Genomic DNA, 23,244 nt, shown 5'->3' with positions numbered 1-23,244 from the left:
GACGGTTTGCGTAACCGCAACCTGTATAATATCTGAAATCGACAGTATTAAAATATAGCAAGAAGAACAAAAATGTATGGATGGGAGATACCACGTCGTCTGCCATGAGTGTGCGTTTGAGGGACTGTACGAAGACTCGTCAGTCGCAGAGGGACAGCGGGACGCACACGCTTCCGACAGCGGCCATCGGATGAGTCTGCGTGACATCTCAACCCAGGAAGCCCCTAGTCTGTCGCAGTAGCGGGACCGTTAGCGTTTTGCGCTCGCTTGCCTGACTCCGAGATATGCAGCCACGTTGTTCCGTCGGTATTACTGAAGGTCGTCCCATCGTGACGCACCGTCCGAGCGGGCGCGACGGGGGGCGTGTCGATGGCTGATGACGAGTCCGGCTACGTCCACCGTCCTGACACGGAGCCCCAGTCCGCAGACTCCCCTCGTACGGACAGCGAGACAGGCACGGAAGCTGCCGACGGTCCCGAGTTCGGAACGAGCGGCTGGATTCTGGTTGGAATGATCGGCGTGGCGTTCCTCTTCGTTCCTGGCGCGATTTTGCTCTTGCCGTCCGCCCAGAGCGTTATCAGTAGCTTCGGGCTCACGCTCCGGGACGCCTATCTCACGCTCCCACTCGTTCCGGCGTTCGTACTTGGTGCCTTCGCCGTGTGGTCTGCGGTTCGTTCGCAGTCGAAGTGACCGAGAATAGTTATATCAGGGACGCCATTACTACGCTACTGAATGGTCCTGTCGCCACTTACTGTCGTTTTATTGTCGGGTGTCGTCGGTATGGGCGTCGCTTTTCTGGTGTGGCTCCACCGGGACAGGCCGGGCGCGGGACCGCTGGCAGTGTTCGTTGTCGCGGCGAGCCTCTGGGCCGTGGCGTACGGTATCGAGCTCGCTGTGCCGGGGTTGTCTACCATGGAGCGACTCGTTCAGGCACAGCTGACGCTCTCAGTAATCATCCCTGTCGCGTGGCTCGTAACGATTATCGAGTACACGGGACACCCCCACTGGCTCACGGAGCGCCGAACAGCGCTATTGCTCGTCGAACCGGCGGTGTTTGTCACGCTCGTGTGGTCGAATCACGCCCACGAACTCATCTGGTCCGGCCACGGCACACAATCCGTCTCTGCATCGTCGGTAGCCCTCGCTCCCGCATACGAAGTCATGTACTGGGGGCACATGTCCTACATACTGCTGTTAATTCTCGCCGGCGGTGTCCTCCTGTTGCGGATGCTGTTCCGGTCGAACCAGGTGTTTCAGGGCCAGGGGGTCGCATTGTTGCTCGCCATCGCCGTCCCGACGGTCGTCCAGACGCTGTTCGTGCTCGGTGCGGTACCGACTCCGTTCAACCCGACGAGTCTCGGGTACGTCGCGTCGGGGGCCGTCCTCTCAGTCGCCATCCTCCGCGGGCAACTGCTCGACGTGGCACCGGTGACCCGGGAACTGGGCCGGGAAGCTATCTTCACCGAAATGGACGATATGGTCATCATCGTCGACGATGAGCGCCGAATCGTCGATATCAACGCGACCGCAACGGCGCTGTTTGACGGCGACCAGAACGCGGTTTTGGGCCGCTCGCTCCCGCAGACGTCTCCGACACTCGCGGAGACGGTTCCCGGCCCCGGTGAACGAACGCAGACTGAGATGGCCCTCGAACGTGGCGGCGGCGTCCGGTACTACGACGTGCGCGTGATACCGCTGTACCGCGCGTACGGCGTCGTCTCGGGCCATCTCATCAGCCTCCGGGATATCACGGACCGTCGACAGCGTGAACAGCGACTGGACGTGCTCAACCGCTTGCTCCGTCACGATATCCGGAACGAGATGAACGTCGTCAAAGGGAACGCGGACCTGCTCCGGGACACGGCCGACGCCGACGAACGCGAGCGACTCGACCGCATTATCAGTACAGTCGACGAAATCGTCGACCGCAGTAACAAGATCGGCCGAGTCACCGAGGCCCTGGAGACCGAGCAGCACAGCCCGACAGCGCTTCAGCAACTGCTAGAATCGGTCGTGAGCGATGCTCGGTATCGCCGCCCTGACGTGGCGATCACGCTCACCTGTGAGGACGAGATCTGGATCCGGGGTGGTCCGTCGGTCCTCATCGCGCTGGAGGAGCTGGTCGAGAACGCTGTCGAACATCAAGCGACCGACGAGAGGCCAGTTGTGGTCGAGATTACGGCGACACGGACCGACGGAACGCCCGGCGTCCGTGTGGCCGTTCACGACAACGGTCCCGGTATCACCGACCACGAGCGCGAGGTCATCCGCTCGGGGACTGAAACGCCGCTCAAACACGGCTCCGGCGTCGGGCTCTGGCTCGTCAACTGGATCGTCCGAAACCTCGGCGGCCGAATGTCGTTCCCCGATACGGACGAGCCGGGAACGACTGTGGAGTTGCAACTGCCGGCGGCTGAGCCAGCCCACGCGACGGACGAGCCAGCGGTGGTCCACAGCGAGAACGCTGATTGATCCCGGTAGCTACCACTCGATTTCGGCCTTGTCTCGCCAGAATCGCCCGCTCGGCGCGTCGGGTCGGAAGCGAGCGAGCCACACCGGCGTCTCGGCCCCCTCCTCGGGCGTCCGGGGGGCGCTCCCCTCCGTCATGTCTGTCTGGACGTAGCCTGGACACACCGAGTTGGCGACGAGGCCGTCGGCCGCGTACTCGCCGTCGAGGTACTTCGTCAGCCCGTTGACGCCGGTCTTCGAGATGCGGTAGGCCGGCGTACCGCCCGACTGGCTCTCGGTGATGGCCCCCAGCCCGGAAGACATGGTGACGACGCGGCCGCCCTCCTCGGCCAGCAACAACGGGAGGGCGTACTTCGTCATGAGGACCGCTCCCCGGAGGTTCGTGTCGAGGGTGTGGTCGATGACGTCGGTCGGCATCTCATCGAGCGGCTCTCGGGAGTCCATCACGCCGGCGTTGTTGACCAGCACGTCGAGCCGGCCTTGCTCGCGCTCGATGCGGTCGACCGCGGCGACCATCCCGTCGTCGTCGGTCACGTCGAGTTCGATAGCGTGTCGGTCCGTGGCCTCGATGTCGCCGGTATCGCGAGCGCCGGCGTACACCGTCGCGTCGAGGTCGACCAGCCCGTCGGCGATTTCCTTCCCGATGCCCCGCGTAGCGCCGGTGACGAGCACGACCTGGCCGTCGAGGGAGTCGTACAGCGGAACGTCCATACCCGGGGTTAGGCGGCGGGGCCGAAAAGGAAACGGGTCGGGGGCGGTGTCACTGCGATGCCTGCCGCCGAGTGGGATAGTGACTGTCGGCGTTAGCGTTCCTCGTCCCGGCGCATCGCGATCTCGAACCAGGGACAGAGGCGGAGCTGGCGGTAGTACTCGGGGTGTTCGCGGAGTCGCTCGTAGGGGACCCACATGACGCCGTCGACTTCCTCTGGGTTCGGTTCCAGCGAGGTGTCGTGGAGCGTGGCCTGGAGGACCGCACAGACTTCCCATTCGAGGCCGGCGTTCTCGTAGTAGCGCTTGTACTCGAACCGGTCGGTCACGCGGAGGTTCTGGTACTGCGAGGGGTCGATGCCCAGTTCCTCTTCGAGCCGTTCCTCGGTGGCCTCGACCTGTGTCTGGCCTTCGACGGGGTGGGAGGCGACAGTCCCGTCCCAGTGTGTATCCCAGAGGCGTTTGTTCGCTGCGCGCTGGGCGAGCAGGATCCGGCCGTCCTCATCGAACAGCAGGGCAGTGAACGCGCGGTGGCGAACCCCATCGCCAGTGTGAGCATCGAGCCGATTGACCAGCCCCTCCTCGTTGTCGTCGGCGTCCACTGCGATGACCTCCTGTCGGGCGTTTTCGTGCGTCTCGTCGACCGCGTCGGAACTCATATGTCGTACCTCTCACAGAGGCGCGTATTACGCGCTTCGACTTCCCGTCACCGCGCCGGGTGGTCCGAGACGAACTGTTTCAGGATCTGCTCCTCCGCACGGTGGAGCGTCTCGCTGCAGGTTGACTTCGCGATACCGACGCGGTCCGCCAGTTCTGTCAGCGAGCATTCCCGCGGTGTGTCGTAGTAACCCGCGTCGATGGCCTCCTGTACCAGTTCCAGTTGGCTCTCGGTGAGTACCTGCTCGGTTTCGAGGTGTTGCTGGATGCGATCGACGCTGAAGGCGATACCGAACTCCTCCAGTTGCTCGCCGAGTTCGGAGAGCCGCTCCTGTGGTGCCGATATCTCCCAGACGGCCTCGCCGTCGGACAGCGTAAACGGCATTTCAAGCGGGACGCCAGAGCCCTGGACCGGGAAGAGCAGGAGCGGCATCGAGGTCTCGAACTGTACCAGCGCGCTGTCGTCCCGGTGAGAGAGTATCTCAAGAGTCGTGACCGACTCGCGATTTTCGATATCACGGAGAACCGCTGGGAGGTCGTCCGATGTGATCTCCGCTAACCCGACACCGGAGTCCTCGCCTGGGAGCGCAGACAGGATGCGAAACGTCGCGTCGTCGTACGCTCGCGAGATGTCGCCGATCCAGATTTCATCCGGAATCGTGAGCGTGAGTTCAGCGTGTGGCATTGGTGTATCCGAATATATTCGTCCGACCTCTGCGGCCGTAATCCCGAACATGTTCGTACAGCCGCGATGGGAATAAGAAACTTGGGGGGTAGTGCCCCGCGCTGTCAACACGAAATCAGGCCGGACAAAACCAGAAAGCCGAACATCTCCGGGTATGGCGAACGCTTATTCCGCCGGCCGCTGGCCGTCCGGTATGGAACGCGTCTCGCTGACTCGGATGGTCCCGGCTGACCCGGAGATGGTCACCGCCCTGATAACGGACGTGGCACCGTTCATGCGCGCGGCAGGGTTCGACGAGGTGACGCTCAACGGGGACGACCTCGGTATCACGAACCGCGTCGGACTGTTCGAGATCGAACTGGACCTCGAAATCGTCGAGACCGATGCAGTGCTGCGGTACGAGCAGCGTCAGGGCATCTTCGAGTCGATGATGACAGAGTACACGGTCGAGGCCGTCGATGGCGGAACCGAAGTCACGGCGACGACGGAATACAACGCACTCGATCTCCCGGTGCTCGGCGAGATGATCGATTCGACCGTGATCTCGCGACAGCGCAAGAAGGAACTGAACAAGCAGTTCGACTGGCTCGTCGAACAGGTGACGTAGCGGTACGTGTGATTGGGGCTGTTCGGACGAATTCCTCTCCGCAATCCGTTGTGTATAATCACCCGAACATCTTCGGGATAGGACCGAGGGACGCCCGCCGTCAACCTGTACACATGAGCCATTCCCACGAGGACCTGCCGCCGGTTACAACCGAGGTTCACGACAACTCCTGGTCGGCGAACTTGGAGACGCCCGCGCACGCCGAGGACCCCGACGTGGTCGTCGAACAGGCCATCGACGCCGTCGAGATGACGACGGCCGGGAACCACGTCAATCTGGTGAGCCACGCCGACCACGGCCACCCGGACACCTACCTGTTCGACGCGCTGGCGGACGCCTTCGGCGAGACCATTTCAATGGAGTACGTCCAGCAGTGTGGCTGTGGGGGCCACGTCACCCGTGTCCACCGGGAGGCATAGATGCGCGGGAAACTCGACCTCGACGAGCAGCCCCTAGTGCTGATCTGGGAGGTGACCCAGGCCTGTGAACTGGCGTGCAAACACTGCCGGGCCGATGCCCAACCCCGCCGGCATCCCGACGAGCTATCGACGGCGGAGGGGAAGGCGCTGTTAGACGAGGCCCGCGAGTTTGGCGACGGCCAGCTAGTCGTCCTCTCGGGCGGGGACCCACTCGCTCGCGAGGATCTCCCGGAACTCGTCGACTACGGGACCGAGCAGGGGCTTCGGATGACGCTGACGCCCAGCGGGACGAACTCCATCACGCGAGACCGGCTGGTCGAACTCGACGACGCCGGACTCCGGCGGCTGGCCCTGTCCATCGACGGCGGCGATAGCGAGTCTCATGATACCTTCCGGGGAGAGTCCGGGAGCTTTGAGGCGACGATGGAGGCCGCCGAGGCGGCTCGTGACCTCGATATCCCATTGCAGATCAACACCACCGTCTGTGCTGAGACGGTTGAGCAACTGCCGGCTATCCGGGACCTCGTTGCGGACCTCGACGCGGTGCTGTGGTCGGTATTCTTCCTCGTTCCGGTCGGCCGCGGGCGAGTGCTGACACCGATTGATCCCGAGCGAGCGGAGCGCGTGCTATCGTGGCTCCACGAGGTTAGCGAGGAGGCATCGTTCGGCCTCAAGACGACCGAAGCGCCCCATTACCGGCGTGTCGCGATGCAGAAGCAGGACGAGGGGGCCAGCGGGCTCAAACGCCGGATGGGTATTCGCGCTGGCAAAGGGTTCGCCTTCGTGAGTCACACCGGCGAGGTGTTCCCCTCCGGATTCTTGCCGAAATCGGCGGGCAATGTCCGCGAGGAAAGCGTCGTGGACATCTATCGGGAGTCGTCGCTGTTCCAGCAACTCAGGGACGACGACGCGCTGACGGGCAAATGCGGGGCCTGTCGATACCGAACAGTCTGTGGCGGCAGCCGGTCGCGAGCGTATGCGACGACAGGGTACCCGCTGGCGGCGGACCCTCTCTGTGACTACCAGCCGGATGGGTTCGAGGGGTCGGTTCCCGACCAGCACCCGGCAGATTGAGGGGGTTTTTCACTCCGTGGGAACGCGCCTCGCCCGTTTTGTAATGTGGTGTCACAGTATCTCATATGAGCGACTCCGGAATTAGAGTGGAGCTGTCGGTCGACACCCCTGGAGCGTGTCCGGTGGCGAGCGTCTCGGACGAGGCGGGCGCGGCCGTGACCGATGTCGCCCGAAGCAGCCCGGACGCAGACGGGCAGGTCATCGAAGAGTTCACCGCGACGGGCACTGACGAGGGGGCAATCGAGGCCCGGGAGGACATGGACAAGGTGTTCGCGACGGGCAGCGGGGCCCGCTACCAGTTCTCTCGGTCGCGAACTGAGTGCGTCTGCGAGGCGGTCGAAACATACGACTGTCCGGTCGCGGATATCCGCGCCGAGGGCGGACAGCTCCACCTGACCTTCCACGCTCCCGATGTCGACCGGGTGCGCGCTATCGTGACACGGCTGAAGGAACTGTACGACGGCGTCTCGCTCCGGTCGATGCGGCGAAACGGCGACGTTGATCCGGTGGACTCGATTCTCGTCGATCGAAGTAAACTCACCGACCGGCAGCAGGAGGTGCTCGAAACCGCCGTCGAAATGGGGTACTTCCAGTATCCGAAAGGGGCCAACGCCGGCGACGTGGCGTCGGAGCTGGACATCTCCGTCTCGACGTTCGCGGAACACCTCGCCGCCGCCCAGACGAAACTGCTCGACAGCATTGTCGCGGAGTAGGATCGTGACGGGGAGATCCTACTGCCATCGGCGAGCGAACGCCGCTAACAGGAGATACGTATAGCAGAGTGCGCCGACAACGCCAGCCACTGTGCCGACTGATCTCATCCAGCCGAACCGACCGATGAGACCGAGTAGTTGTATGCCGAGTCCACCACCAAGCAGCCCTATCGACAGCAGCGCAGTCCGGTCATCAGCGTAGGGCCAGACGCCGACGGCCGGCGGATAGAACTGGAACGCCGCCCCGACCACAGTGAGTCCGAGAAAGCCCGCCAACATCGCCCGATAGTGTGCGCTGACCAGCGCCGGGTCCCGACCGGTTGCGGCGATAGTCAGTCCGAGTCCGATACCGACGACCCCGACCACCACTGCCAGTAGCACCGCGTAGAACCCGACTTGACGGCGCTCCGACCGCAGGAACAGGACCAGATATGACAGCGTGAATCCTGCGACTGCGATGGCTTCGATGACGCCACCGACGAGGAGAAGTCCGGGTTCGAACAGCCCGAAGCCGAGCAATGCGGGACCGACAGCGCCGGCAGCGATGACTACCGTAACGATCGGTCGCGGCGCTTCGGCAACCAGAAACCGGGGAAACAGCCGGAAACCGACGCCGAAGACGAACAGCGCGACTGTCCCCGTAGCGAGTAAGTGCGACAGTTGTTGGGGGTGTACCGACCCGAAGCCGGCGACGGTAACGAGCGCACCACCGGCCGCAAGTGCGAGGTAGCCGAGCGCTATCGGGACTGCGACGTTGGCAGTCCGGTCGACCGGCTCCCTGTGGGCGTTTGGACCGCCGGTCCCTGTTGCCACGCCAGTGACGTTGTCGCGAATTGTCCATCCTAGCGTGCTGAGAAACACTGCGACGCCGCCGGCCCAGAGCGCAGTCCCGACTGGTCGGAGCCATGGTGGACCGAGCGGTGTAAGCGCCAGCCCTGTTGTGCCGAGGACGGACAGCGGGAACTGGACGGCCGGCCCCAGTTCCCACGCGAGGTCCCGATCGAAGTACGACGGAACGAGCGCGTAGGCCTTCCCGAACAGGACGTGCAGGACGAACCCGTACAGACCGAGCGTAACGACGACGCGACGGGGCGCGGCGACCGCCATTGCGGCGTGGAAGCCGAGGAAAAACAGCGCGCTGACGGTGACGAACCACCGCGAGACGCGCTCGGGACGCATCTCACTCCGGCCGGATCGTGACGTGCCACTCCTCGTCGGCGACCTGCTCCGTGTCGTACTGGTACCCTTCCTTCGAGAGGACGTCGTACAGCGGCACCGGTTCGAAGCTGTTCACCAGCCGGAGCGCCTCGCTTTCGCTGACAGAATCGAGGGCGTTCATGATCTGTTCAAACGGTTCCCCGTCGACATCCCGGACGTCGAGTTCCTGTACCGATTCTTGGTGATCTGTGCTCATACGTCAGATAACGGTCCCCGCCAGTCAGGCGCTTGTCCCGAACGTGTTCGCCTCTGTAGCGGTACAACACTGTGATCGGAGGCTGAAAGCCCTAGCATACTGCTATGGTATCGCGCTACCGAAGCGTGGTGTAGCTCAGTCCGGCAATCGCAACGAACTGTAACGAGCGCAGGACCAGTACAGCTTGCTGGACGTGTGGGTCGCCGGCGTAGAAGCTCTGCATCGAGAAGAAGAAGTAGACAGCGATGGCGTTCTCGGCGAGCATCGCGACGGCGAAAGCGATGAGGCCGGCGACGAGTCCCGTCCGGAACGTCGCGTAGTTGCGGACCCAGACGCCCAGCAGTGGGAGCAACAATAGGACGTTAAGCCCGCCAACGATGGCTGCGGCGGTGATGAGCGGTCCCATCGCCATCAGCACCACCGCTCCTGTTGGCTGGCCGCGGTCCGGATGGTGGTTTGTCCCCTCATTCGTCCATCTTCTCCACGATTTCTTCGAAGGTGTCACGGTAGTTGTCGAACCGGTCGGTCAGGAAGTAGAGTTTGGCGTACTCTTCGTCGCCGGATTCGACCACGTCGTGGTCCTCTAGCTGTTCCATGTGATGCCTGATCGTCTTGTAGCCCACGTCGAGTTCGTCGGCGAGTTCGTTGGCGTTCATCGGTCGGTCCGAAAGAGCGTCGATGATACGCGCCCGGTTGGCGCCGCCGCGCGTCGCCGTCAGCAGATACCAGAGCGCTTTCTCCATCCCACTGTCCTCCTGGGAACTGTGTCTGCCCGTCCTATAGTCCTGTCTCTCCCCGCCAACCAGCGCGCTGGACTCGGATGCATGTGCCACGATGGAATACGAGAGCCAAGACGGGCGGCGAATAAAGCGTTTCTTCGCACTCTCTTCCGAGACTGTTCCAATTTCGGGACGACTGTCCGCGGGCCCACTCGTCTGCGAGCGCTCAGCGGACCGCCGCCGTCGCGTCGGCCATGATGTCGATGGCTTCCTTCAGCGTCTCCATGTCCGTCGCGTAGGAGATGCGAGCGTAGCCCGCGCCGTGTTCGCCGAAGGCGTCGCCGGGGACGACGACGACACCGCGGTCGATGACTTCGTTCACCCACCCGTCGGGGACCTTCGGCATCGCGTAGAACGCGCCCTTGGGTGTCGGACAGTCCAGCCCCATCTCGTCGAGGCCGTCCAGCAGTACGTCGCGGCGCTCCTGGAACGCCTCGCGCATCTCCGTCACCTGGTCCTGCGGGCCGGTCAGGGCCGCCTCGGCGGCGTACTGGGCCGGTGCGGACGCACAGGCCTGGGCGTACTGGTGGACCCGTAGCATCCGCTCGATACGGTCTGTCGCGCCGGTAACCCATCCGAGCCGCCAGCCTGTCATCGAATACGCCTTCGAGCAGGCGTTGACGACGACGACGTTGCCCGTGTCGCTGAACTCCGCCGGCGAGCGGTGCTCACCCTCGAACACCTGATGTTCGTACACTTCGTCGGAGATACACAGCACGTCGTGCTCGTCGGCGATACGGGCGAACTCCCGCATATCTTCCGGGGACTGGACCGCTCCGGTCGGGTTTGCGGGCGAGTTCACGACAAACGCCGCCGTGTCGTCGGTGATGGCCTCCTCAACTGTCTCGGGAGCCATCGTGAGGTCCTCGCGCAGCGGGACCGGCCGCGGCGTCCCGCCTGCGAGGTGTGTCAGCGCGTCATAAGAGACGAACCCTGGGTCCGGGAAGATGACTTCCTGCCCTGCATCGACGTGGGCTTCCAGCGCGATGTGCAGCGCTTCACTCCCACCCGAGGTGGCGATTATGTCCCCGGGGTCGACATCAAGGTCGTTGTCTCGTTCGTGCTTGGCGGCGATTGCTTCTCTGAGTGCTTCGGTTCCCTTGTTCGACGTGTAGGCGTCGACTTCCCCCGCCTGAATTGCCTCGACTGCCGCTTGACGGGCGTGCTTCGGCGTCGGGAAGTCCGGCTGGCCGAGTCCGAGGTTGATCGCGTCCTCGCCCGCCGCCTCGAACACTTCGCGGATGCCTGAGATCGATACCTGCTCTACCCGTCGGGAAAACCCAGTCATATTCTGTCTGGGGGCGGCCGGCCCGATAATTCTTCCTTGTGCTTCGGTAGCATTAGCGGCATCTGCCTGTTCTGTCGCTATTGCCAGCCGCAATAAACTTTTATACCGTTTATAACCGATACTTTACATATCAGAAAACAAAATAAACACGTATTTATAAAGCAACATATATAATTTTGTTTATTAGACACTGGGCTGCATGAGGAATTATATATTAATTTTATAACCCACCCATATTTAGTGGGAGTCGGATGTCCCGACATACCCTGCCGAAACCGTCCAGAAGATCAGTTATCAAGGCACTCGGTTCCGTTGTAACCGTCGCAGCTTTTGGTGGAGAAGTCAGCGCATCACAGGAATCTGATACAGAAGAATATCTGATCGGTATATCGAATGATAAAAACGCCTCTGATATTCATGACAAAATAAAGGAACGGTCTGACCTCGAACAGCTCGATATCCTCGACGTGAACGAGTCACTTTCGTATCTTCGCTCAGCAGTCCCGCAGAAATTCAAGAGCGAAATCCTTCCGACAGTCGAAACGATTGACGGCGTCAAATATACGGAATTCAACCACGTTCGCGAACCGATCGCCACGGTGCCGAACGATCCGAAGTTCGACAGCCAGTACGCGCCACAACTGGTCAATGCCCCGAAAGCATGGGATATTACGTTCGGAAGCGAAGACGTCACCATCGCCGTCATAGACACTGGTACAGATTACACCCATCCCGACCTTGACGGGCAGTTCGGGAGTCAGAAAGGACGTGACTTCGTCGACGACGACAACGACCCCGCCCCACAATCTGCTCAGCATGGGACACACGTCTCCGGCATTGCTGCCGGCGAAACGAACGACGAAACCGGAATTGCAGGTGTCAGTAACTCCCGGCTCCTGAGTTGCCGTGCACTCGGCCCGAATGGGGGCCGAACCGCCGATATCGCTAACGCTGTCGAGTGGGCGACCGACCAAGGGGCGGACATCATCAATATGTCTCTCGGTGGCGGCGGCTACAACCAGACAATGAAAAACGCCGTCTCGTACGCGTGGAATCAGGGTGTCCTCCTCATCTGTGCAGCTGGTAACCATCAGGACGGTGACCCCCCAAGCCAGCAGGACGTGTCGTACCCAGCAGCCTACGAAGAATGTGTTGCCGTTGGTGCCGTCGATCAGAACAAGAGCCCGACCGAATTCTCGAACTACGGCGAGAAGGTCGACATTGCGGCACCGGGTAATGACGTACTCTCATCTGTTCCGGGTGGAGACTACGCGCAGTTCCCTGGAACGTCAATGGCGAGTCCTGCTGTCGCTGGCGTTGCCGCGCTTGGACTGGACAGACACGATTGGCCCGCCAGCCAGACCCGACAGAACCTTCTCGACACCGCCCAGCCACTGGACGCAGACGGCCAGTTCGTCGGTTTCGGCCTCGCGGATGCATACAACTTCGTAACTGTCGGTGGTGGAACGGAAAACGAACCGCCGATCGTGACGCTCAACGACGACTCACGAACTGTCACTGTCAATAAGGAGGTCATCTTCGATGCCAGTGGCTCCCGTGACCCCGACGGCTCGATAACGAACTACCGCTGGGAGTTCGGCGACGGCTCTGACCCCATCGAGGGTGCGGACGCGACGGAGGTCAGCCACACGTACACCGACACTGGCGACTACACCGTCACCGTCACTGCGACTGACAACGATGGTGCTGAGACAACCACGTCAGTCAGCGTCTCCGTCACTGATGAATCGAAAGACCGTCTCACCGAAGAGCTGTCCGGGTCACTCGATGGGATGCTCGATTATGACAAGCAGACGTACTCCCTCAAGACGGAGTCGCCTATGCAGCTAATCCTCAGTCTCGATGGCCCATCTGACGCCGATTTCGACCTGTATGTCTCCTTCGACGGCCGCACACCCACTCCGAACGACTACGATCGCGCGTCCTATACGCAGGACAGTAACGAACAGATAATCATCGACGGTTTCTCACAGATCAGCGAGATCGGCATACTCGTGTATGTCTACAGCGGACGCGGAGACTACACACTTACCCTGGAAGAAATCGGAAAAACAAGCTCGTAATCTGCTTGCTATTCTCTCGTTTCGACTGATCCCGTGCGTAGCGTCCCTCTCTCTCTTTCCACTTTCAGTTCAGCTGGATTTCACGCTATCTGGACATCGCAATCGCGCCGCCACCGCCGACGCTTACTCGCCTCGTCGCTGGCGGGGCTTACCGGACCACGGACATCGCAATCGCGCCGCCACCGCCGACGCTCATCCCCACGATGCCGCGGTGATGATCCGCTCGCTCCATCGCGTACAGCATCGTGGTCGTGAGGATACCGCCGCTGGCTCCGATAGGATGCCCGAGCGCCACCGCGCCGCCGAGTGGGTTGTGTTTCTCGGCGGGGATGTCGAGTTCGTCGGCGACGTACACCATCTGTGCGGCGAACGCTTCGTTGAGTTCGAAGTGATCCACGTCGGCGACGGCGAGGTCGTTGCGCTCCAGCAGCTTTGCGACGACGTCCCGAACCGCGATGGAGAACTCCGACGGGTCGCGGTAGGCAACCGCGTAGTCCTCGACATGGGCCATCGGTCCCAGTCCATCGCGTTCGACCGTCTCGGCGTCGGCCAGCACCACCGCTCCCGAGCCATCGGAGAGCTTCGAGGCGTTGCCGGCGGTGATCGTGCCCCCGTCCGCAAATGCCGGCGGGAGCGCCGCCAGCTGGTCTACTGTCGTATTCGGCCGCGGTCCCTCGTCCTCGGTCACGAGGCCGTCAGCCGTTTCCACTGGGACGAGTTCCTCGGTGAACTTCCCAGACTGGATGGCCTCGCCGGCCCGATGGTTGCTCCGCCGAGCGTACTCGTCTTGGGCCTCGCGGCTAATGTCGTGTTCGGCGGCAATTTCCTCCGTCAGCGTGCCCATGTGCGCGTCGTAGTGTTTGTCCCACAGTGAGTCCCAGATCATCGCGTCGACGAGTTCGCTGTTCCCGTGCCGGCGACCACCACGCATGTCCGGAACGAGATACGGCGCGTTCGACATCGACTCCATGCCACCCGCGAGACACACCGACGCCTGCCCGGCTTCGATGCGGTCGGCGGCGGTCGTGATCGCCCGCAGCCCCGACCCCGACGCCTCGTTCAGCGTCGTCGCGGCGACGTCGTCTGGAAGTGGTGACTCGACGACGACCTGTCTGGCCGGGACCTGGCCAACGCCCGCCTGTACCGCGTTTCCGAGGCCGACCCAGTCGACACTGTCTTCGTCGACGCTGGTCCGATTGAGCAGTCCCTCCACGGTCGCCCTGCCCAGATCCACCGCTGTCCGCCCCGAGAGCCCGCCCAGCAGTTCACCGTGTGCGGTGCGTGCGCCGTCGACCAGAACCACATCCGTCATACGGGCTACATGAACCCAATCCTACAATACTGTTCGCCCGACGATGGACGGCGTCCTACTCCTTGGCTGCCGTCCGCAGTTCCTCGATAGCCGTTTCCAGTCGCCGCAGCGTCGCATCAGCGTCGGTGTAGCCCTGCTCGTACTCGCCGTAGGCGTCGTCGGCTTCGTTTAGGAATGCCTCGATGGCGTCATGCATCTCGTGGTCGCTCATGGCTATCCCGATGGCAGCCGACCGGAAAAGTCCCGCTACTCGCGGGTCACTGCGTCACGTCGTAGTCGACGCTCGCGTCGCGAAGCGCGTCGGTCACGCGCCCGACGGTGTCCTGTGTTGCGACGACGACGGCATCGAGTCCCCGCGATGCGGCGGCGGCGGCCACCTCGCCCGCCGCGAAATGTGTCGTCGGTTCGATGCCGGCATCGCGGAGCGCAACGACGGACTCGACGCCCGCGGCGGTAACAATAGGGACATCCGCACAGGCCGCGGCGATGTCGTCGATATTCTCGACCGGCCCCGACCGGACCGGCGGGACCTGTATCACGCTGACGTGGCCGGGGTCGAGGTCGATGACGCCCTCGAAGCCGGTGACGCCGACGACTTCGCCCTCCGCGGCGCTGGTCGTCGTCACGCCCGTCGCGTCGCCGCCGCCGGGGTCGGCGTGCAACAGTCCGTCCGATAGCGAGAGCGTCACCGTCTCGCCTTCCGCCAGATCTGCCGTGGCGATAGCGGCGTCCTCCTGCACGCTCCCGAGCACGTCGTCGGTGACGTGGTCGGCGAACCGGCGGACGTCGGTCGCGGACTGGAACACCCAGTCGACGCCCTCCTTGGTGACGCGGTAGCGCGACCGCCCCTCTTTTTCGACGAGGCCGTCGTCGACGAGTTCGCGGATGTACTCACTGACGGCCTGGCTCGTCACGCCGACGGCGTCGGCGATTTCGCCCTGACTCACTGCGGGCTGGCGCTCGGCAATCTCCACGAGGACCCGAAACCGCGTCGCGGCCCGCTTGTTCTCCAGGACGTCGACCATACAGGAGTCACGGGAGTCGCAGGTAAAAATACCACCGACACTGTCAGGCGAGATAATCGGCTGTGGACTGGCCGCCCGCGACGTGGCCCGCCGCCGTGACCGACAATATAAGCCTCGCCGGTGCCGACTGAACGGCGATGACAGCCAGCTACGACGACCGAGCGCTTCTGCTTGGGAAGACACTCGTCGTCGCGGATCTCCACGTCGGCCGGGGCACCGGCGGGAACCTCGAACTCCCGGTCGGGTCCGGTTCGGACATGGTCCAGCGGTTCCAGTCGCTCGTCGAGCGCCACGACCCCGAGGAGGTCGTCGTCGCCGGCGACCTGCTCCACTCGTTCCAGACGGTTCCCCGGTCGGTCGAGAGTACCGTGGCAGGGCTCAAAAGCGCCTGTCAGGCGGCCGGGGCACGCCTGCTTGTGACGCCGGGCAACCACGACACGATGCTCGATAGCGTGTGGGACGGCCCGACCGAGACGACACACCGGACCGGCGATACCGTGGTCTGCCACGGCCACGAGGCACCCGACGTTGATGCTGAGCGCTACGTCGTTGGACACGACCATCCGACGATCAGCATCGAGGGCCAACGCCAACCCTGCTACCTCGTCGGCAGCGGTCAATACCGCGGCAGCGACGTGGTGATGCTCCCGTCGTTCAACAGGCTGAACGCCGGCGTCGAGGTCAACGAGATGCGGGCCAGCGACTTCCAGTCCCCGCTGATCACCGACGCCGACCGACTGGAGCCGGTGGTCTGGGACGAGAGCGGGCGCGAGACGCTGTCGTTCCCGCCGCTGGGTGAGTTCCGCCGCATGCTATAACGGTAAGTATTTGACCCGCGACGGTGGACGCTGGAATATGGTTCAGACAGAAATCGCGCTGGGTCTCATCGCGATTACGCTGCTCTCGCTACTGCTGCTGTACTTCGCGACGATAAAGTACGTCTCTGAGGTCCTCGAAGGAGAGGGGCACGAACAGGAGGGAAACACGAATAGCGGCGGTCCGGCCGCATAGGCCGCCGGTCCTCTTCTGGAGTCGTATCGGCGTTTCTCTTATCCAAGCAGATCGGCGGCGACCTTTCCGCTTTCCAGCGCACCCTGTATCGCCGACCAGCGGGTGTAGTCGCCCGCCAGGACGGCGTTGCCCTCTGGCGCTGTCGGGTCCGGGAGCGCGTCCCGATACCCCGGCGGCTGAGCGAACTGCGAGAGCGGGACGCGGTCGGTCCGGAGCAACTCCAGCGCCTCGAAGCTCGCGCTCGGATACCACGACTGCAGCGCCGCCCGGACTTCAGCGGCCAGTTCCACGTCGTCTTCTTCGGGCGTTCCGAGGAACGTGGCGCTGTATAGCTCCATCCCAGCGGGCGCGTACTCGCTGGCGACCGCCGACAGCGGCGCGACGGTGTTCGGTCGGTCGTCCGCCGCGTTGAGGATGATGCGCTGTCCGGTCGTCGGGGCGCGGTTCGTCGGGAGTGCGAAGTACTGGGTGACACAGCCGACGGGCTCGGTCGGAATCGCATCGATATCCGTCAGCTCCGCCGCCGTTTGCGGGTCCGTCGCGACGACGGCACTTTCGGCCGTCACTGTTTCGCTGCCTACCTCGGCAGTAACCTCTCCCTCGTGGGTCTCCAGCTCTGTCACGGGCGCGTCGGTTTCGATGGTCGCGCCCGCCGAGCGAGCGCGGTCGGCGAGCTGTCGCGGCATCGCCTGCATCCCGTCGGCGGGGACGAATATCTCGCCTTCGCTCAGCATCTTGTAGGTGTACTCGAAGATGCTGCTATCCGTGCCCAGTGAGCGGTCGAGCGTGATGCCGCCGTAAAAGGGTGCGGCGAACCGCTCGACGAACCGCTTTGAAAATCCGTAGTCAGCGAGGTATTCCCGGATGGTCGTTCCACCCCGAGAGAGCAGTTCGACCGGTTCGACGCCGGCCAGTTCGCGCTGGAGTCGGAACAGCCGGAGCTTGTCGGCTGTGCGCACGTCGGTATTGAGCAGCGTCTGCGGTGCGGCGGAGGGATTCCGGAGCGGGTCCGACAGCACCGAGCGGTGGTTCGGGCTGGCGATGGTGGCCCCCGGCGTGAACGTCCGCGGAGCCAGCGCCTCGATGTCGAGTTCCCGCTTCGCCGCGGGATAGGCGGTGAACATGACCTGAAACCCGCGGTCGAACGTGTAGCCGTCCTCGTGGGCTGTCCGGACGCGACCGCCCACGTCCGAGCGCTGCTCGAACACTGTCACGTCCCGACCCGACTCCGCCAGGTGGCGGGCGGCGACCAGCCCGGCGAGTCCCCCGCCGGCGACGACGACGTCTGTCATACTCTCCAATTCGAGCGCCCGGGACAAGAGGGTGCTGAAGCGGGACCGGACCACACTTGGTTGTCCCGTCCACAGAGAAAGACATGGAGACGACTGCGGCGTTTCGCGGCCTCATCTGCACGGCGTGTGGCGCGGAAACCGACAGCACGGCCGACCGCTGTCCCGACTGTGGCGCGGTTCTCGTCGGTGACTACGACGTTCCGGACCTGACGCCCGCAGCACTGCCCGATGCGACGGGACCGAGCCGGTACGAGCCGCTTCGGCCGTTCTCGGGTGACGCAACGGTAACACTCAGCGAAGGGGCGACACCGCTGGTTCCGGTGCCGGAGCTGGCCGACGAACTCGGCGTCGACTCGGTGTACGTCAAAGACGAGGGGCGCAATCCGACGGCCTCGCTGGGCGACCGCAAACTTTCGCTCGCTGTCACCGCTGCCGCTCAGCGCGGAGCCGAGCGCGTCGCGACACCGTCGACGGGGAACGGCGCACAGGCCAACGCCGCCTACGCGGCCCGCGCCGGCATCGACTCGAAGGGCTTCGTCCCCTCACGCTGTCCGTTCCTCAACAAGGCGATGGTGAACGTCCACGGCGGCGACATGCGCGTCGTTGAGGGCCGGTATGACGACGCCGTCTCGGTGTCTGACGAGGAACTGGCCGACGCGTCCGACGGCTGGGTTTCGGTCGCGCCCGGCCACCCGTTCCGCATCGAGGGTGCCAAATCCGTCGCGTTCGAGACGGCCGACGACCTCGACTGGACGGCCCCCGACGCGGTGGTCCACCCCACCGGCCACGGCGAGACGCTCGTCGGTCTCGAACACGGTTTCCGGGCGGCAGCCGAGAGCGGCCTCACGGACTCGACGCCGCGAATCTACGCCGCACAGCCCGACTCGACGGCCGCCATCGCTGATGCCGCGAGCGAGGGCGCAAGCGAACCGGCGACTATCGAGCACCCCGACACCATCGTCGGTCCGCTTGAAGTCCCCGATCCTGCCGCTGGCGCTGCGGCACTTGACTCGCTCGACCGTTCGGGCGGCGACGGCGTCGCTGTCTCTGACAAGGACATTCTGGCCGGCGCGGTCGACGGCTGCGAGATGGGTCCGGAAACCGGTGCGACCGGTGGGACGGCAATCGCCGGCGCGCGGGCGCTGGCTGACGATGGGGCCCTCGACGATGACGATGTCGTCGTCCTGGTAAATCCTGTCGCCGGTAGCAAGGAGGCGGACCTGCTGCGCAGCCACCTCATGAGCCAGGGCATCTGAGAATTCGGGCGGCAGACCCGAGAGCGGGTCCGATACTGCCGCCGATCAGGCAGGTATCCCACACTTCGATGTTGTTTATACGGCTCTGACCCATTCACGAACCTAATGCGCGTTGCAGCGTTCAGCGAACTCACCGGCCCGGACGGCGTCTCGGTTATTGACCAAGCAACCCCAGAACCCGAACGCGGCGAGGCGGTGGTCTCCGTCGAAGCGTGTGCGATCAACCGCCACGACCTCTGGGTTCTCGAAGGGGATTCCGCGATGGTCGACACGGACGACTTGCCGTTTGTCAGCGGCCTCGACGTTGCCGGGACCGTCGACGCCGTCGGCGATGGCGTTACAGGTGTCGAACCCGGGGACCGCGTCGTACTCTGCCCGAACGAAACCTGCGGGACGTGTCGCTACTGTCGCGAGGGACCGGAGAACCTCTGTGAGAACTTCTCGCTGTACCACGGTGGCCTCGCCGAGGCGGCCCGCGTGCAGGCCGACCGCCTCGTCAGGCTCCCCGACGGCGTAGCGACGGTCGACGCGGCCGCGCTTCCGACGGCCTACATGACGGCCTTCCATATGCTCCGGCGAGTCAACGCCGGGCCGGGTGATCTGGTGTTCATCCCGGGCGTCACCGGCGGCGTCGGTGTCGCGGGCGTGCAACTCGCGTCCGTTCTCGGCGCTCACAGCGTCGGGACCTCGTCTTCAGCGGCGAAGCTAAACCGCGTCGAATCGCTCGGTCTGGACTACGCTATCAAGAGCACCGATCCGGACGAGATTCGGGCGGCAGTCGACGATATTGGGACGGTCGATGGCGTGCTTAATCACCTCGGTGGTGAGTACACGCAGGTCGGTCTGGATGTTCTCCGTCGCGGTGGCCGGATGGCCGTCTGTGGTCGGACCGGCGGCGGCACATCCGAGATCAATATTCCCGATCTGTTCCTCGGTCACAAACGCGTCATCGGGAGTACGATGGGGACACAGGGCGACCTAGAGCGGCTCGTCGGTCTCGTCGCTGACGGCGAACTCTCCCCGGAAATCGATGCAACGTACCCACTCGAAGAGACCGGTGCGGCGTTTGCGGCGATGCAGGACCGTGATAGCGTCGGCAAGCTCGTCGTGACGCCGTAGTCACTCCTAAGCCCGCGAGGGGTGTTTCCTGCCCTCAGCGACCGCCACTCACCGTGCGATGATGACTGGCACAGGCGAGTTACGGAACACTTTCTGGGCGACGTTCCCGACGACCAGCCGATCGGCAAACGAGCCACCGTGCGTTCCGAGCACGACCGCATCGAAGTCGCCGGCTCTGTTCAAAATCGCCCGAGCGGGGTGTCCCAGTTGCACCTCGGTGGTTATTTCGGCATCGTACTCGGCAGCGAGTTCGCGGGCGTCGTCGAACACCTTCTCCGCACGCTCCTCGGCGGCCACTTCGATGTCATCTGCAAGAGCAAGTGCGGTGGCCGCTCCCCCCAACGGTGAGGGTCCGCCCACGACGTGTAAGACAGTAATCTCCGCGTCGGGATGGTTTTCAAGGGTGTACTTGAGCGCTTGTTGGGCCATCTCCGAGTCGTCCATCGGAACGAGAATCTGTGCGATCATATCGCGACTACGGGCAGACTGTGGATAAAATGGTGGTGCGCTTGCTTCAACAACCTATTACCATCGGCTGTGAACGACTCTCTATCTCGCCGGCAGCTGCTGGCGGGTACGACAGCCATTGAACGAGGCATGCAAGATACAGTACACGTACGCAGCGCAGGCTGGGCCCCAAATTCACTCTATAACAGTGTGGTGGGAATCGAACGTAGTGTTAAATCAATAGCCTGTCAAACCGTGACTATGAGTCAAACGATCAACTCGATTCTCGTGCCGACCGACGGCAGTGACGGGGCACGGATAGGGGCCCGGCGAGGCATCAACCTCGCTGCCACAATCGGTGCCGACCTCCACGTACTGTCAGCGGTTGACGCCCGTGACATCGAGCCGGATCTGAACGCTGATAGACAGACAGAGCGAGAGCGGCTCCTCGAAACGGAGGCCGAACGAGCGGTGGACTCCATCGCCAGACTTGCCCGGGCACATCTCTCTGGGCATATCACGACCGCCGTCGAGTCGGGGATCCCGTTCCAAGCGATCAACGACTACGTCGACGCTCGCGACATCGATCTCATCGTTATGGGGACGCAAGGACGGACAGGGTTCGAACGGGTAGTCCTCGGGAGTGTTGCAGAAAAGACGCTCCGCACCGCCGATGTCCCGATCGTAACGGTAACTCCGGACGGGGACATCGTCGAAATCGGCGATCACCTGTACGAGAACATTCTCCTCCCGACTGACGGCAGCGAGGGGGCAGAACTCGCGGTCGAGTGGGGAATCACGCTAGCTGAGGTGTTTGACGCAACGATACACACGGTCTATTCTGTCGACACGAGTCGATTCGGCGGCGCTGAGGGGTCAGCAGAGATTCACGACGCGCTTGAGCAAACCGGCCAGGCGGCACTCGAGACGGTCCATGAGCGTGCCAGAGACGCAGACGTCAGTATCGCAGGCAACATCGCAAGCGGCCCGGCTGCACGCGCGATTCTCTCCTACAGCGAGGAACACGATATCGACCTCATCGCGATGGGAACACACGGCCGCTCCGGCCTCACGCGATACCTGACCGGAAGCGTCACCGAGACAGTTGTTCGTAATGCGGCTGTCCCGGTCTGTTGTGTCCCGATGCAGTGACAGGTGTTCAGTCTCTCCCTACGATGCGCGCTGTCTCGACGCACCAGACGCGTGCTGTTTTGCAGTGGTGTACGCTTCCCGGACACGCTTGAACTCGTCCTCGTTGCCACCGTGGTCCGGGTGGACCTCCTTGACGCGCTCTCGGTAGGCCGATTTCACGTCGTCCAGCGACGCGCTCTGGGTCAGGCCCAGTTCGCTGAACGCCTGCACCGTCGGGTGTGGTTCCTCCTCAGGGTCTGGGCCGAGGTCGACTTCGGGCGTCTCGAAGGGCAGGCGCGCGCCGAGGTAGACGCCGGGCATCTCGTGCTCGACCAGTACGGGGATAGTCGGCGACCGCTCGATACGGTAGTACGCCCGGGCGTCAAACGTGATTGCCACGTCCCGCTTGGGGAGATAGAAGGCGACGTGTTGCCCCTCGACGAAGTGGTTCTCGGCGAACTGCTCGTCGATGGCTGTGAGATACTCTCGGAGTTCCGCCCGGCGTCGCATCTCCCCGCCGTCTGTCGCCTGCCGGTTCGGCCGTTTGGCCGGAAACACACGGTTCGCGAGGACGAACAGACCGGCGACGACGAGGCTCCCGACGACACCTAAAACGAGCCCAAGGACCAGCCACTCCGGTAGGACGCCCGGTTGTGTCTGCACGACCCTCTGTTAGGCCCCAGTGGTAAAGAAATTCCCGCTCTCCGGTAACACGTGACTGCTCTGGGCGGACTGCTGTCTGTCACTTCTGGCTGACACAACTCCGTAGTCAGCGAGTACTGCGACCGAGGAATAACAATCCGTCTTAGCCGATGTATCTGAGGTCTTCGTCGGCGGGCGACGGGGAGTTCTGCTGCTCCATCTCCTGGATCTTCCGGACGACTTCCTCCATCTCGTCAGCACGGTCCTCCAGCGAACTGTAGTCGACCTCGAACCCAATGACGTCCTGCAGGATTTCGAGGACGGCCTGTGCGCTCTTGGGGTCGACCAGATAGCCCGACGTTTCGCCCATGAGGCAACTGGCCGGCACGTCCCGTCGCTTGCTCAGGCCCAGCAGTAGGCCGGAGACGCCGACAATGCCACCCGCGGGCTCGTCCTCGCGGAAGGCCACGCCAGACTCCTCCAGCGTCTCCTTGAACTCCTCGGTCGTCGTCGCACCGAGCACGTCGTACTCCTCAATGAGTTCGCCGGTCGGGACACCGCCGAGAGCGAACACCCGCTGGACGCCAAACTCGTCGGCGATGTCGAGGAACGTGTCGGTCAGGCCGTAGTGGCCCTGATTGTTCTGGGCCTGGTGGTCTCCAGAGAGCACGATCAGGTCCTGTCCCTCTTCGGGCGTGACGGCGTGGAACTCGGCACAGGCGAGCTGTGCCTGCCCGTCGTCGATGCTGACCTGTGGCGGGAAATGCGTCGAGTAGACGCGGCGGACGAGCTCGCTTTCGAGCTCCTCAAGCAGGTGCTCTGCGGCGAGTTTGCCGACGTGGCCGACGCCGGGCAACCCCTCGACCAGCACTGGTTCGTCGAGGTCGGGGTCCGCTACGCGCTCGATGTCGAATTCGTCCATACGGCTTATTCGCGGCGGCGGCGCTTAAGAGAACGTCGATACTCGCCGTAGCTGTCTTCAGGAGAGAACGGTGCGGGTGCGCTGTTGACCGCTTCGGCCCCGCAGTCCGGACAGGTGTCATCCAGCGTGTACACCGGCCGGTCGTGTTCGGACTCCCAGGCAGCACAGACGTGGATATCCGATTTCATCG

Annotated in this window: 28 protein-coding genes; 12 read left to right on the top strand and 16 right to left on the bottom strand. The window is 63.4% G+C overall.

From position 1 onward, the window contains the following. The first annotated feature begins 369 nt into the window (after nt 1–369). Both C443_RS09165 and C443_RS09160 read left to right on the top strand, forming a co-directional pair. Nucleotides 370–690 (top strand): hypothetical protein, encoded by a 321-nt coding sequence (locus C443_RS09165; RefSeq protein ID WP_005535796.1) that lies wholly within the window; start codon nt 370–372, stop codon nt 688–690. 42 nt (nt 691–732) lie between these two features. After that, nucleotides 733–2,472 (top strand): histidine kinase N-terminal 7TM domain-containing protein, encoded by a 1,740-nt coding sequence (locus C443_RS09160; RefSeq protein WP_049943984.1) that lies wholly within the window; start codon nt 733–735, stop codon nt 2,470–2,472. A 9-nt stretch (nt 2,473–2,481) separates the two neighbouring features. Here the strand turns inward: C443_RS09160 and C443_RS09155 are convergent, their stop codons facing one another. The 3 genes from C443_RS09155 to C443_RS09145 form a co-directional block, all read right to left on the bottom strand. Continuing rightward, complete coding sequence (locus C443_RS09155; protein WP_005535791.1) at nt 2,482–3,180, bottom strand: SDR family NAD(P)-dependent oxidoreductase; 699 nt, start codon at nt 3,178–3,180, stop codon at nt 2,482–2,484. Between the two features lie 92 nt (nt 3,181–3,272). Further along, the gene (locus C443_RS09150) at nt 3,273–3,836 is read right to left on the bottom strand and encodes an NUDIX hydrolase (RefSeq protein ID WP_005535789.1); all 564 of its coding nucleotides are present in this window, start codon (nt 3,834–3,836) and stop codon (nt 3,273–3,275) included. 47 nt (nt 3,837–3,883) lie between these two features. Then, a complete protein-coding gene (locus C443_RS09145) occupies nt 3,884–4,519 on the bottom strand; it encodes a helix-turn-helix domain-containing protein (RefSeq protein WP_005535787.1) in 636 nt (211 codons plus the stop codon). A 193-nt stretch (nt 4,520–4,712) separates the two neighbouring features. Here C443_RS09145 and C443_RS09140 point away from each other — a divergent pair, with 193 nt between their 5' ends. From C443_RS09140 to C443_RS09125, 4 genes are all read left to right on the top strand, one after another. Next, a complete protein-coding gene (locus C443_RS09140) occupies nt 4,713–5,126 on the top strand; it encodes an SRPBCC family protein (RefSeq protein ID WP_188851752.1) in 414 nt (137 codons plus the stop codon). A gap of 113 nt (nt 5,127–5,239) precedes the next feature. Next, nucleotides 5,240–5,545, top strand: coding sequence for a CGCGG family putative rSAM-modified RiPP protein (locus C443_RS09135; protein WP_005535784.1), 306 nt, complete (start codon nt 5,240–5,242; stop codon nt 5,543–5,545). Further along, nucleotides 5,546–6,619 (top strand): radical SAM protein, encoded by a 1,074-nt coding sequence (locus C443_RS09130; RefSeq protein ID WP_005535783.1) that lies wholly within the window; start codon nt 5,546–5,548, stop codon nt 6,617–6,619. A gap of 65 nt (nt 6,620–6,684) precedes the next feature. Then, nucleotides 6,685–7,332, top strand: coding sequence for a helix-turn-helix domain-containing protein (locus tag C443_RS09125; protein ID WP_005535781.1), 648 nt, complete (start codon nt 6,685–6,687; stop codon nt 7,330–7,332). An 18-nt stretch (nt 7,333–7,350) separates the two neighbouring features. Here C443_RS09125 and C443_RS09120 read toward each other — a convergent pair whose 3' ends face one another. The 5 genes from C443_RS09120 to C443_RS09100 form a co-directional block, all read right to left on the bottom strand. Beyond that, entirely contained in the window at nt 7,351–8,511 is a 1,161-nt protein-coding gene (locus C443_RS09120) for a hypothetical protein (RefSeq protein ID WP_005535779.1), read from the bottom strand. Between the two features lies 1 nt (nt 8,512). After that, complete coding sequence (locus C443_RS09115) at nt 8,513–8,746, bottom strand: DUF2249 domain-containing protein (protein WP_005535778.1); 234 nt, start codon at nt 8,744–8,746, stop codon at nt 8,513–8,515. A gap of 115 nt (nt 8,747–8,861) precedes the next feature. After that, a complete protein-coding gene (locus tag C443_RS09110; RefSeq protein WP_005535777.1) occupies nt 8,862–9,158 on the bottom strand; it encodes a hypothetical protein in 297 nt (98 codons plus the stop codon). 52 nt (nt 9,159–9,210) lie between these two features. Beyond that, nucleotides 9,211–9,489 carry an ArsR/SmtB family transcription factor gene (locus tag C443_RS09105; RefSeq protein ID WP_004593670.1) on the bottom strand — a complete coding sequence of 93 codons (279 nt, stop codon included), beginning with the start codon at nt 9,487–9,489 and terminating at the stop codon, nt 9,211–9,213. A 202-nt stretch (nt 9,490–9,691) separates the two neighbouring features. Next, nucleotides 9,692–10,813 carry a pyridoxal phosphate-dependent aminotransferase gene (locus tag C443_RS09100; RefSeq protein WP_005535776.1) on the bottom strand — a complete coding sequence of 374 codons (1,122 nt, stop codon included), beginning with the start codon at nt 10,811–10,813 and terminating at the stop codon, nt 9,692–9,694. A 467-nt stretch (nt 10,814–11,280) separates the two neighbouring features. On the opposite strand from C443_RS09100, the gene C443_RS09095 reads away from it, so the two are divergent. After that, nucleotides 11,281–12,897, top strand: a complete 1,617-nt coding sequence (locus C443_RS09095; RefSeq protein WP_311241273.1) for a S8 family serine peptidase — start codon at nt 11,281–11,283, stop codon at nt 12,895–12,897. A gap of 148 nt (nt 12,898–13,045) precedes the next feature. Here the strand turns inward: C443_RS09095 and C443_RS09090 are convergent, their stop codons facing one another. Genes C443_RS09090 through C443_RS09085 form a run of 3 tightly spaced genes read right to left on the bottom strand, consistent with a single transcriptional unit; the run spans nt 13,046 to nt 15,234 of the window. Next, nucleotides 13,046–14,209: a thiolase family protein gene (locus C443_RS09090; protein ID WP_005535774.1), complete on the bottom strand. Its 1,164-nt coding sequence runs from the start codon at nt 14,207–14,209 to the stop codon at nt 13,046–13,048. 55 nt (nt 14,210–14,264) lie between these two features. After that, nucleotides 14,265–14,420: a hypothetical protein gene (locus C443_RS21680; RefSeq protein ID WP_005535773.1), complete on the bottom strand. Its 156-nt coding sequence runs from the start codon at nt 14,418–14,420 to the stop codon at nt 14,265–14,267. A 46-nt stretch (nt 14,421–14,466) separates the two neighbouring features. Then, entirely contained in the window at nt 14,467–15,234 is a 768-nt protein-coding gene (locus tag C443_RS09085) for a DUF7839 domain-containing protein (RefSeq protein ID WP_005535772.1), read from the bottom strand. A 137-nt stretch (nt 15,235–15,371) separates the two neighbouring features. On the opposite strand from C443_RS09085, the gene C443_RS09080 reads away from it, so the two are divergent. Beyond that, nucleotides 15,372–16,052, top strand: a complete 681-nt coding sequence (locus tag C443_RS09080; RefSeq protein ID WP_005535771.1) for a metallophosphoesterase — start codon at nt 15,372–15,374, stop codon at nt 16,050–16,052. Nucleotides 16,053–16,089: 37 nt separating this feature from the next. Further along, the gene (locus C443_RS21675; protein ID WP_004593663.1) at nt 16,090–16,245 is read left to right on the top strand and encodes a hypothetical protein; all 156 of its coding nucleotides are present in this window, start codon (nt 16,090–16,092) and stop codon (nt 16,243–16,245) included. 38 nt (nt 16,246–16,283) lie between these two features. On the opposite strand, the gene C443_RS09075 is transcribed toward C443_RS21675, so the two are convergent. Next, complete coding sequence (locus tag C443_RS09075) at nt 16,284–17,537, bottom strand: NAD(P)/FAD-dependent oxidoreductase (RefSeq protein WP_005535768.1); 1,254 nt, start codon at nt 17,535–17,537, stop codon at nt 16,284–16,286. An 83-nt stretch (nt 17,538–17,620) separates the two neighbouring features. On the opposite strand from C443_RS09075, the gene C443_RS09070 reads away from it, so the two are divergent. Together C443_RS09070 and C443_RS09065 are read left to right on the top strand one after the other, a co-directional pair. Next, nucleotides 17,621–18,793: a threonine synthase gene (locus C443_RS09070; protein ID WP_005535766.1), complete on the top strand. Its 1,173-nt coding sequence runs from the start codon at nt 17,621–17,623 to the stop codon at nt 18,791–18,793. A gap of 105 nt (nt 18,794–18,898) precedes the next feature. After that, complete coding sequence (locus C443_RS09065; RefSeq protein ID WP_005535764.1) at nt 18,899–19,912, top strand: alcohol dehydrogenase catalytic domain-containing protein; 1,014 nt, start codon at nt 18,899–18,901, stop codon at nt 19,910–19,912. A 48-nt stretch (nt 19,913–19,960) separates the two neighbouring features. Here C443_RS09065 and C443_RS09060 read toward each other — a convergent pair whose 3' ends face one another. Then, nucleotides 19,961–20,380 (bottom strand): universal stress protein, encoded by a 420-nt coding sequence (locus C443_RS09060; protein WP_005535763.1) that lies wholly within the window; start codon nt 20,378–20,380, stop codon nt 19,961–19,963. Between the two features lie 240 nt (nt 20,381–20,620). Here C443_RS09060 and C443_RS09055 point away from each other — a divergent pair, with 240 nt between their 5' ends. Then, nucleotides 20,621–21,511, top strand: a complete 891-nt coding sequence (locus C443_RS09055) for a universal stress protein (RefSeq protein ID WP_005535761.1) — start codon at nt 20,621–20,623, stop codon at nt 21,509–21,511. Between the two features lie 18 nt (nt 21,512–21,529). On the opposite strand, the gene C443_RS09050 is transcribed toward C443_RS09055, so the two are convergent. The 3 genes from C443_RS09050 to C443_RS09040 all read right to left on the bottom strand — a co-directional run bounded on the left by C443_RS09050 (nt 21,530) and on the right by C443_RS09040 (nt 23,242). Beyond that, nucleotides 21,530–22,153 carry a J domain-containing protein gene (locus C443_RS09050; protein ID WP_005535760.1) on the bottom strand — a complete coding sequence of 208 codons (624 nt, stop codon included), beginning with the start codon at nt 22,151–22,153 and terminating at the stop codon, nt 21,530–21,532. Between the two features lie 142 nt (nt 22,154–22,295). Then, nucleotides 22,296–23,054, bottom strand: coding sequence for a proteasome assembly chaperone family protein (locus C443_RS09045; RefSeq protein WP_005535758.1), 759 nt, complete (start codon nt 23,052–23,054; stop codon nt 22,296–22,298). Between the two features lie 5 nt (nt 23,055–23,059). Beyond that, nucleotides 23,060–23,242, bottom strand: a complete 183-nt coding sequence (locus tag C443_RS09040; RefSeq protein WP_005535757.1) for an RNA-protein complex protein Nop10 — start codon at nt 23,240–23,242, stop codon at nt 23,060–23,062. Nucleotides 23,243–23,244: the final 2 nt, after the last annotated feature.

It is taken from the genome of Haloarcula argentinensis DSM 12282 (assembly GCA_000336895.1).
GTDB lineage: Archaea > Halobacteriota > Halobacteria > Halobacteriales > Haloarculaceae > Haloarcula > Haloarcula argentinensis.
Note: the sequence above shows the minus strand (reverse complement) of the source record. Positions and strands in the feature narration are given on the sequence as shown.

What these genes read in the sequence shown, in the direction of transcription:
- C443_RS09165 (WP_005535796.1), top strand. Translation starts at nt 370, where the DNA reads ATGGCTGATGACGAGTCCGGCTACGTCCACCGTCCTGACACGGAGCCC.
- C443_RS09160 (WP_049943984.1), top strand. Translation starts at nt 733, where the DNA reads ATGGTCCTGTCGCCACTTACTGTCGTTTTATTGTCGGGTGTCGTCGGT.
- C443_RS09155 (WP_005535791.1), bottom strand. Translation starts at nt 3,180, where the DNA reads ATGGACGTTCCGCTGTACGACTCCCTCGACGGCCAGGTCGTGCTCGTC.
- C443_RS09150 (WP_005535789.1), bottom strand. Translation starts at nt 3,836, where the DNA reads ATGAGTTCCGACGCGGTCGACGAGACGCACGAAAACGCCCGACAGGAG.
- C443_RS09145 (WP_005535787.1), bottom strand. Translation starts at nt 4,519, where the DNA reads ATGCCACACGCTGAACTCACGCTCACGATTCCGGATGAAATCTGGATC.
- C443_RS09140 (WP_188851752.1), top strand. Translation starts at nt 4,713, where the DNA reads ATGGAACGCGTCTCGCTGACTCGGATGGTCCCGGCTGACCCGGAGATG.
- C443_RS09135 (WP_005535784.1), top strand. Translation starts at nt 5,240, where the DNA reads ATGAGCCATTCCCACGAGGACCTGCCGCCGGTTACAACCGAGGTTCAC.
- C443_RS09130 (WP_005535783.1), top strand. Translation starts at nt 5,546, where the DNA reads ATGCGCGGGAAACTCGACCTCGACGAGCAGCCCCTAGTGCTGATCTGG.
- C443_RS09125 (WP_005535781.1), top strand. Translation starts at nt 6,685, where the DNA reads ATGAGCGACTCCGGAATTAGAGTGGAGCTGTCGGTCGACACCCCTGGA.
- C443_RS09120 (WP_005535779.1), bottom strand. Translation starts at nt 8,511, where the DNA reads ATGCGTCCCGAGCGCGTCTCGCGGTGGTTCGTCACCGTCAGCGCGCTG.
- C443_RS09115 (WP_005535778.1), bottom strand. Translation starts at nt 8,746, where the DNA reads ATGAGCACAGATCACCAAGAATCGGTACAGGAACTCGACGTCCGGGAT.
- C443_RS09110 (WP_005535777.1), bottom strand. Translation starts at nt 9,158, where the DNA reads ATGGCGATGGGACCGCTCATCACCGCCGCAGCCATCGTTGGCGGGCTT.
- C443_RS09105 (WP_004593670.1), bottom strand. Translation starts at nt 9,489, where the DNA reads ATGGAGAAAGCGCTCTGGTATCTGCTGACGGCGACGCGCGGCGGCGCC.
- C443_RS09100 (WP_005535776.1), bottom strand. Translation starts at nt 10,813, where the DNA reads ATGACTGGGTTTTCCCGACGGGTAGAGCAGGTATCGATCTCAGGCATC.
- C443_RS09090 (WP_005535774.1), bottom strand. Translation starts at nt 14,209, where the DNA reads ATGACGGATGTGGTTCTGGTCGACGGCGCACGCACCGCACACGGTGAA.
- C443_RS21680 (WP_005535773.1), bottom strand. Translation starts at nt 14,420, where the DNA reads ATGAGCGACCACGAGATGCATGACGCCATCGAGGCATTCCTAAACGAA.
- C443_RS09085 (WP_005535772.1), bottom strand. Translation starts at nt 15,234, where the DNA reads ATGGTCGACGTCCTGGAGAACAAGCGGGCCGCGACGCGGTTTCGGGTC.
- C443_RS09080 (WP_005535771.1), top strand. Translation starts at nt 15,372, where the DNA reads ATGACAGCCAGCTACGACGACCGAGCGCTTCTGCTTGGGAAGACACTC.
- C443_RS21675 (WP_004593663.1), top strand. Translation starts at nt 16,090, where the DNA reads ATGGTTCAGACAGAAATCGCGCTGGGTCTCATCGCGATTACGCTGCTC.
- C443_RS09075 (WP_005535768.1), bottom strand. Translation starts at nt 17,537, where the DNA reads ATGACAGACGTCGTCGTCGCCGGCGGGGGACTCGCCGGGCTGGTCGCC.
- C443_RS09070 (WP_005535766.1), top strand. Translation starts at nt 17,621, where the DNA reads ATGGAGACGACTGCGGCGTTTCGCGGCCTCATCTGCACGGCGTGTGGC.
- C443_RS09065 (WP_005535764.1), top strand. Translation starts at nt 18,899, where the DNA reads ATGCGCGTTGCAGCGTTCAGCGAACTCACCGGCCCGGACGGCGTCTCG.
- C443_RS09060 (WP_005535763.1), bottom strand. Translation starts at nt 20,380, where the DNA reads ATGATCGCACAGATTCTCGTTCCGATGGACGACTCGGAGATGGCCCAA.
- C443_RS09055 (WP_005535761.1), top strand. Translation starts at nt 20,621, where the DNA reads ATGAGTCAAACGATCAACTCGATTCTCGTGCCGACCGACGGCAGTGAC.
- C443_RS09045 (WP_005535758.1), bottom strand. Translation starts at nt 23,054, where the DNA reads ATGGACGAATTCGACATCGAGCGCGTAGCGGACCCCGACCTCGACGAA.
- C443_RS09040 (WP_005535757.1), bottom strand. Translation starts at nt 23,242, where the DNA reads ATGAAATCGGATATCCACGTCTGTGCTGCCTGGGAGTCCGAACACGAC.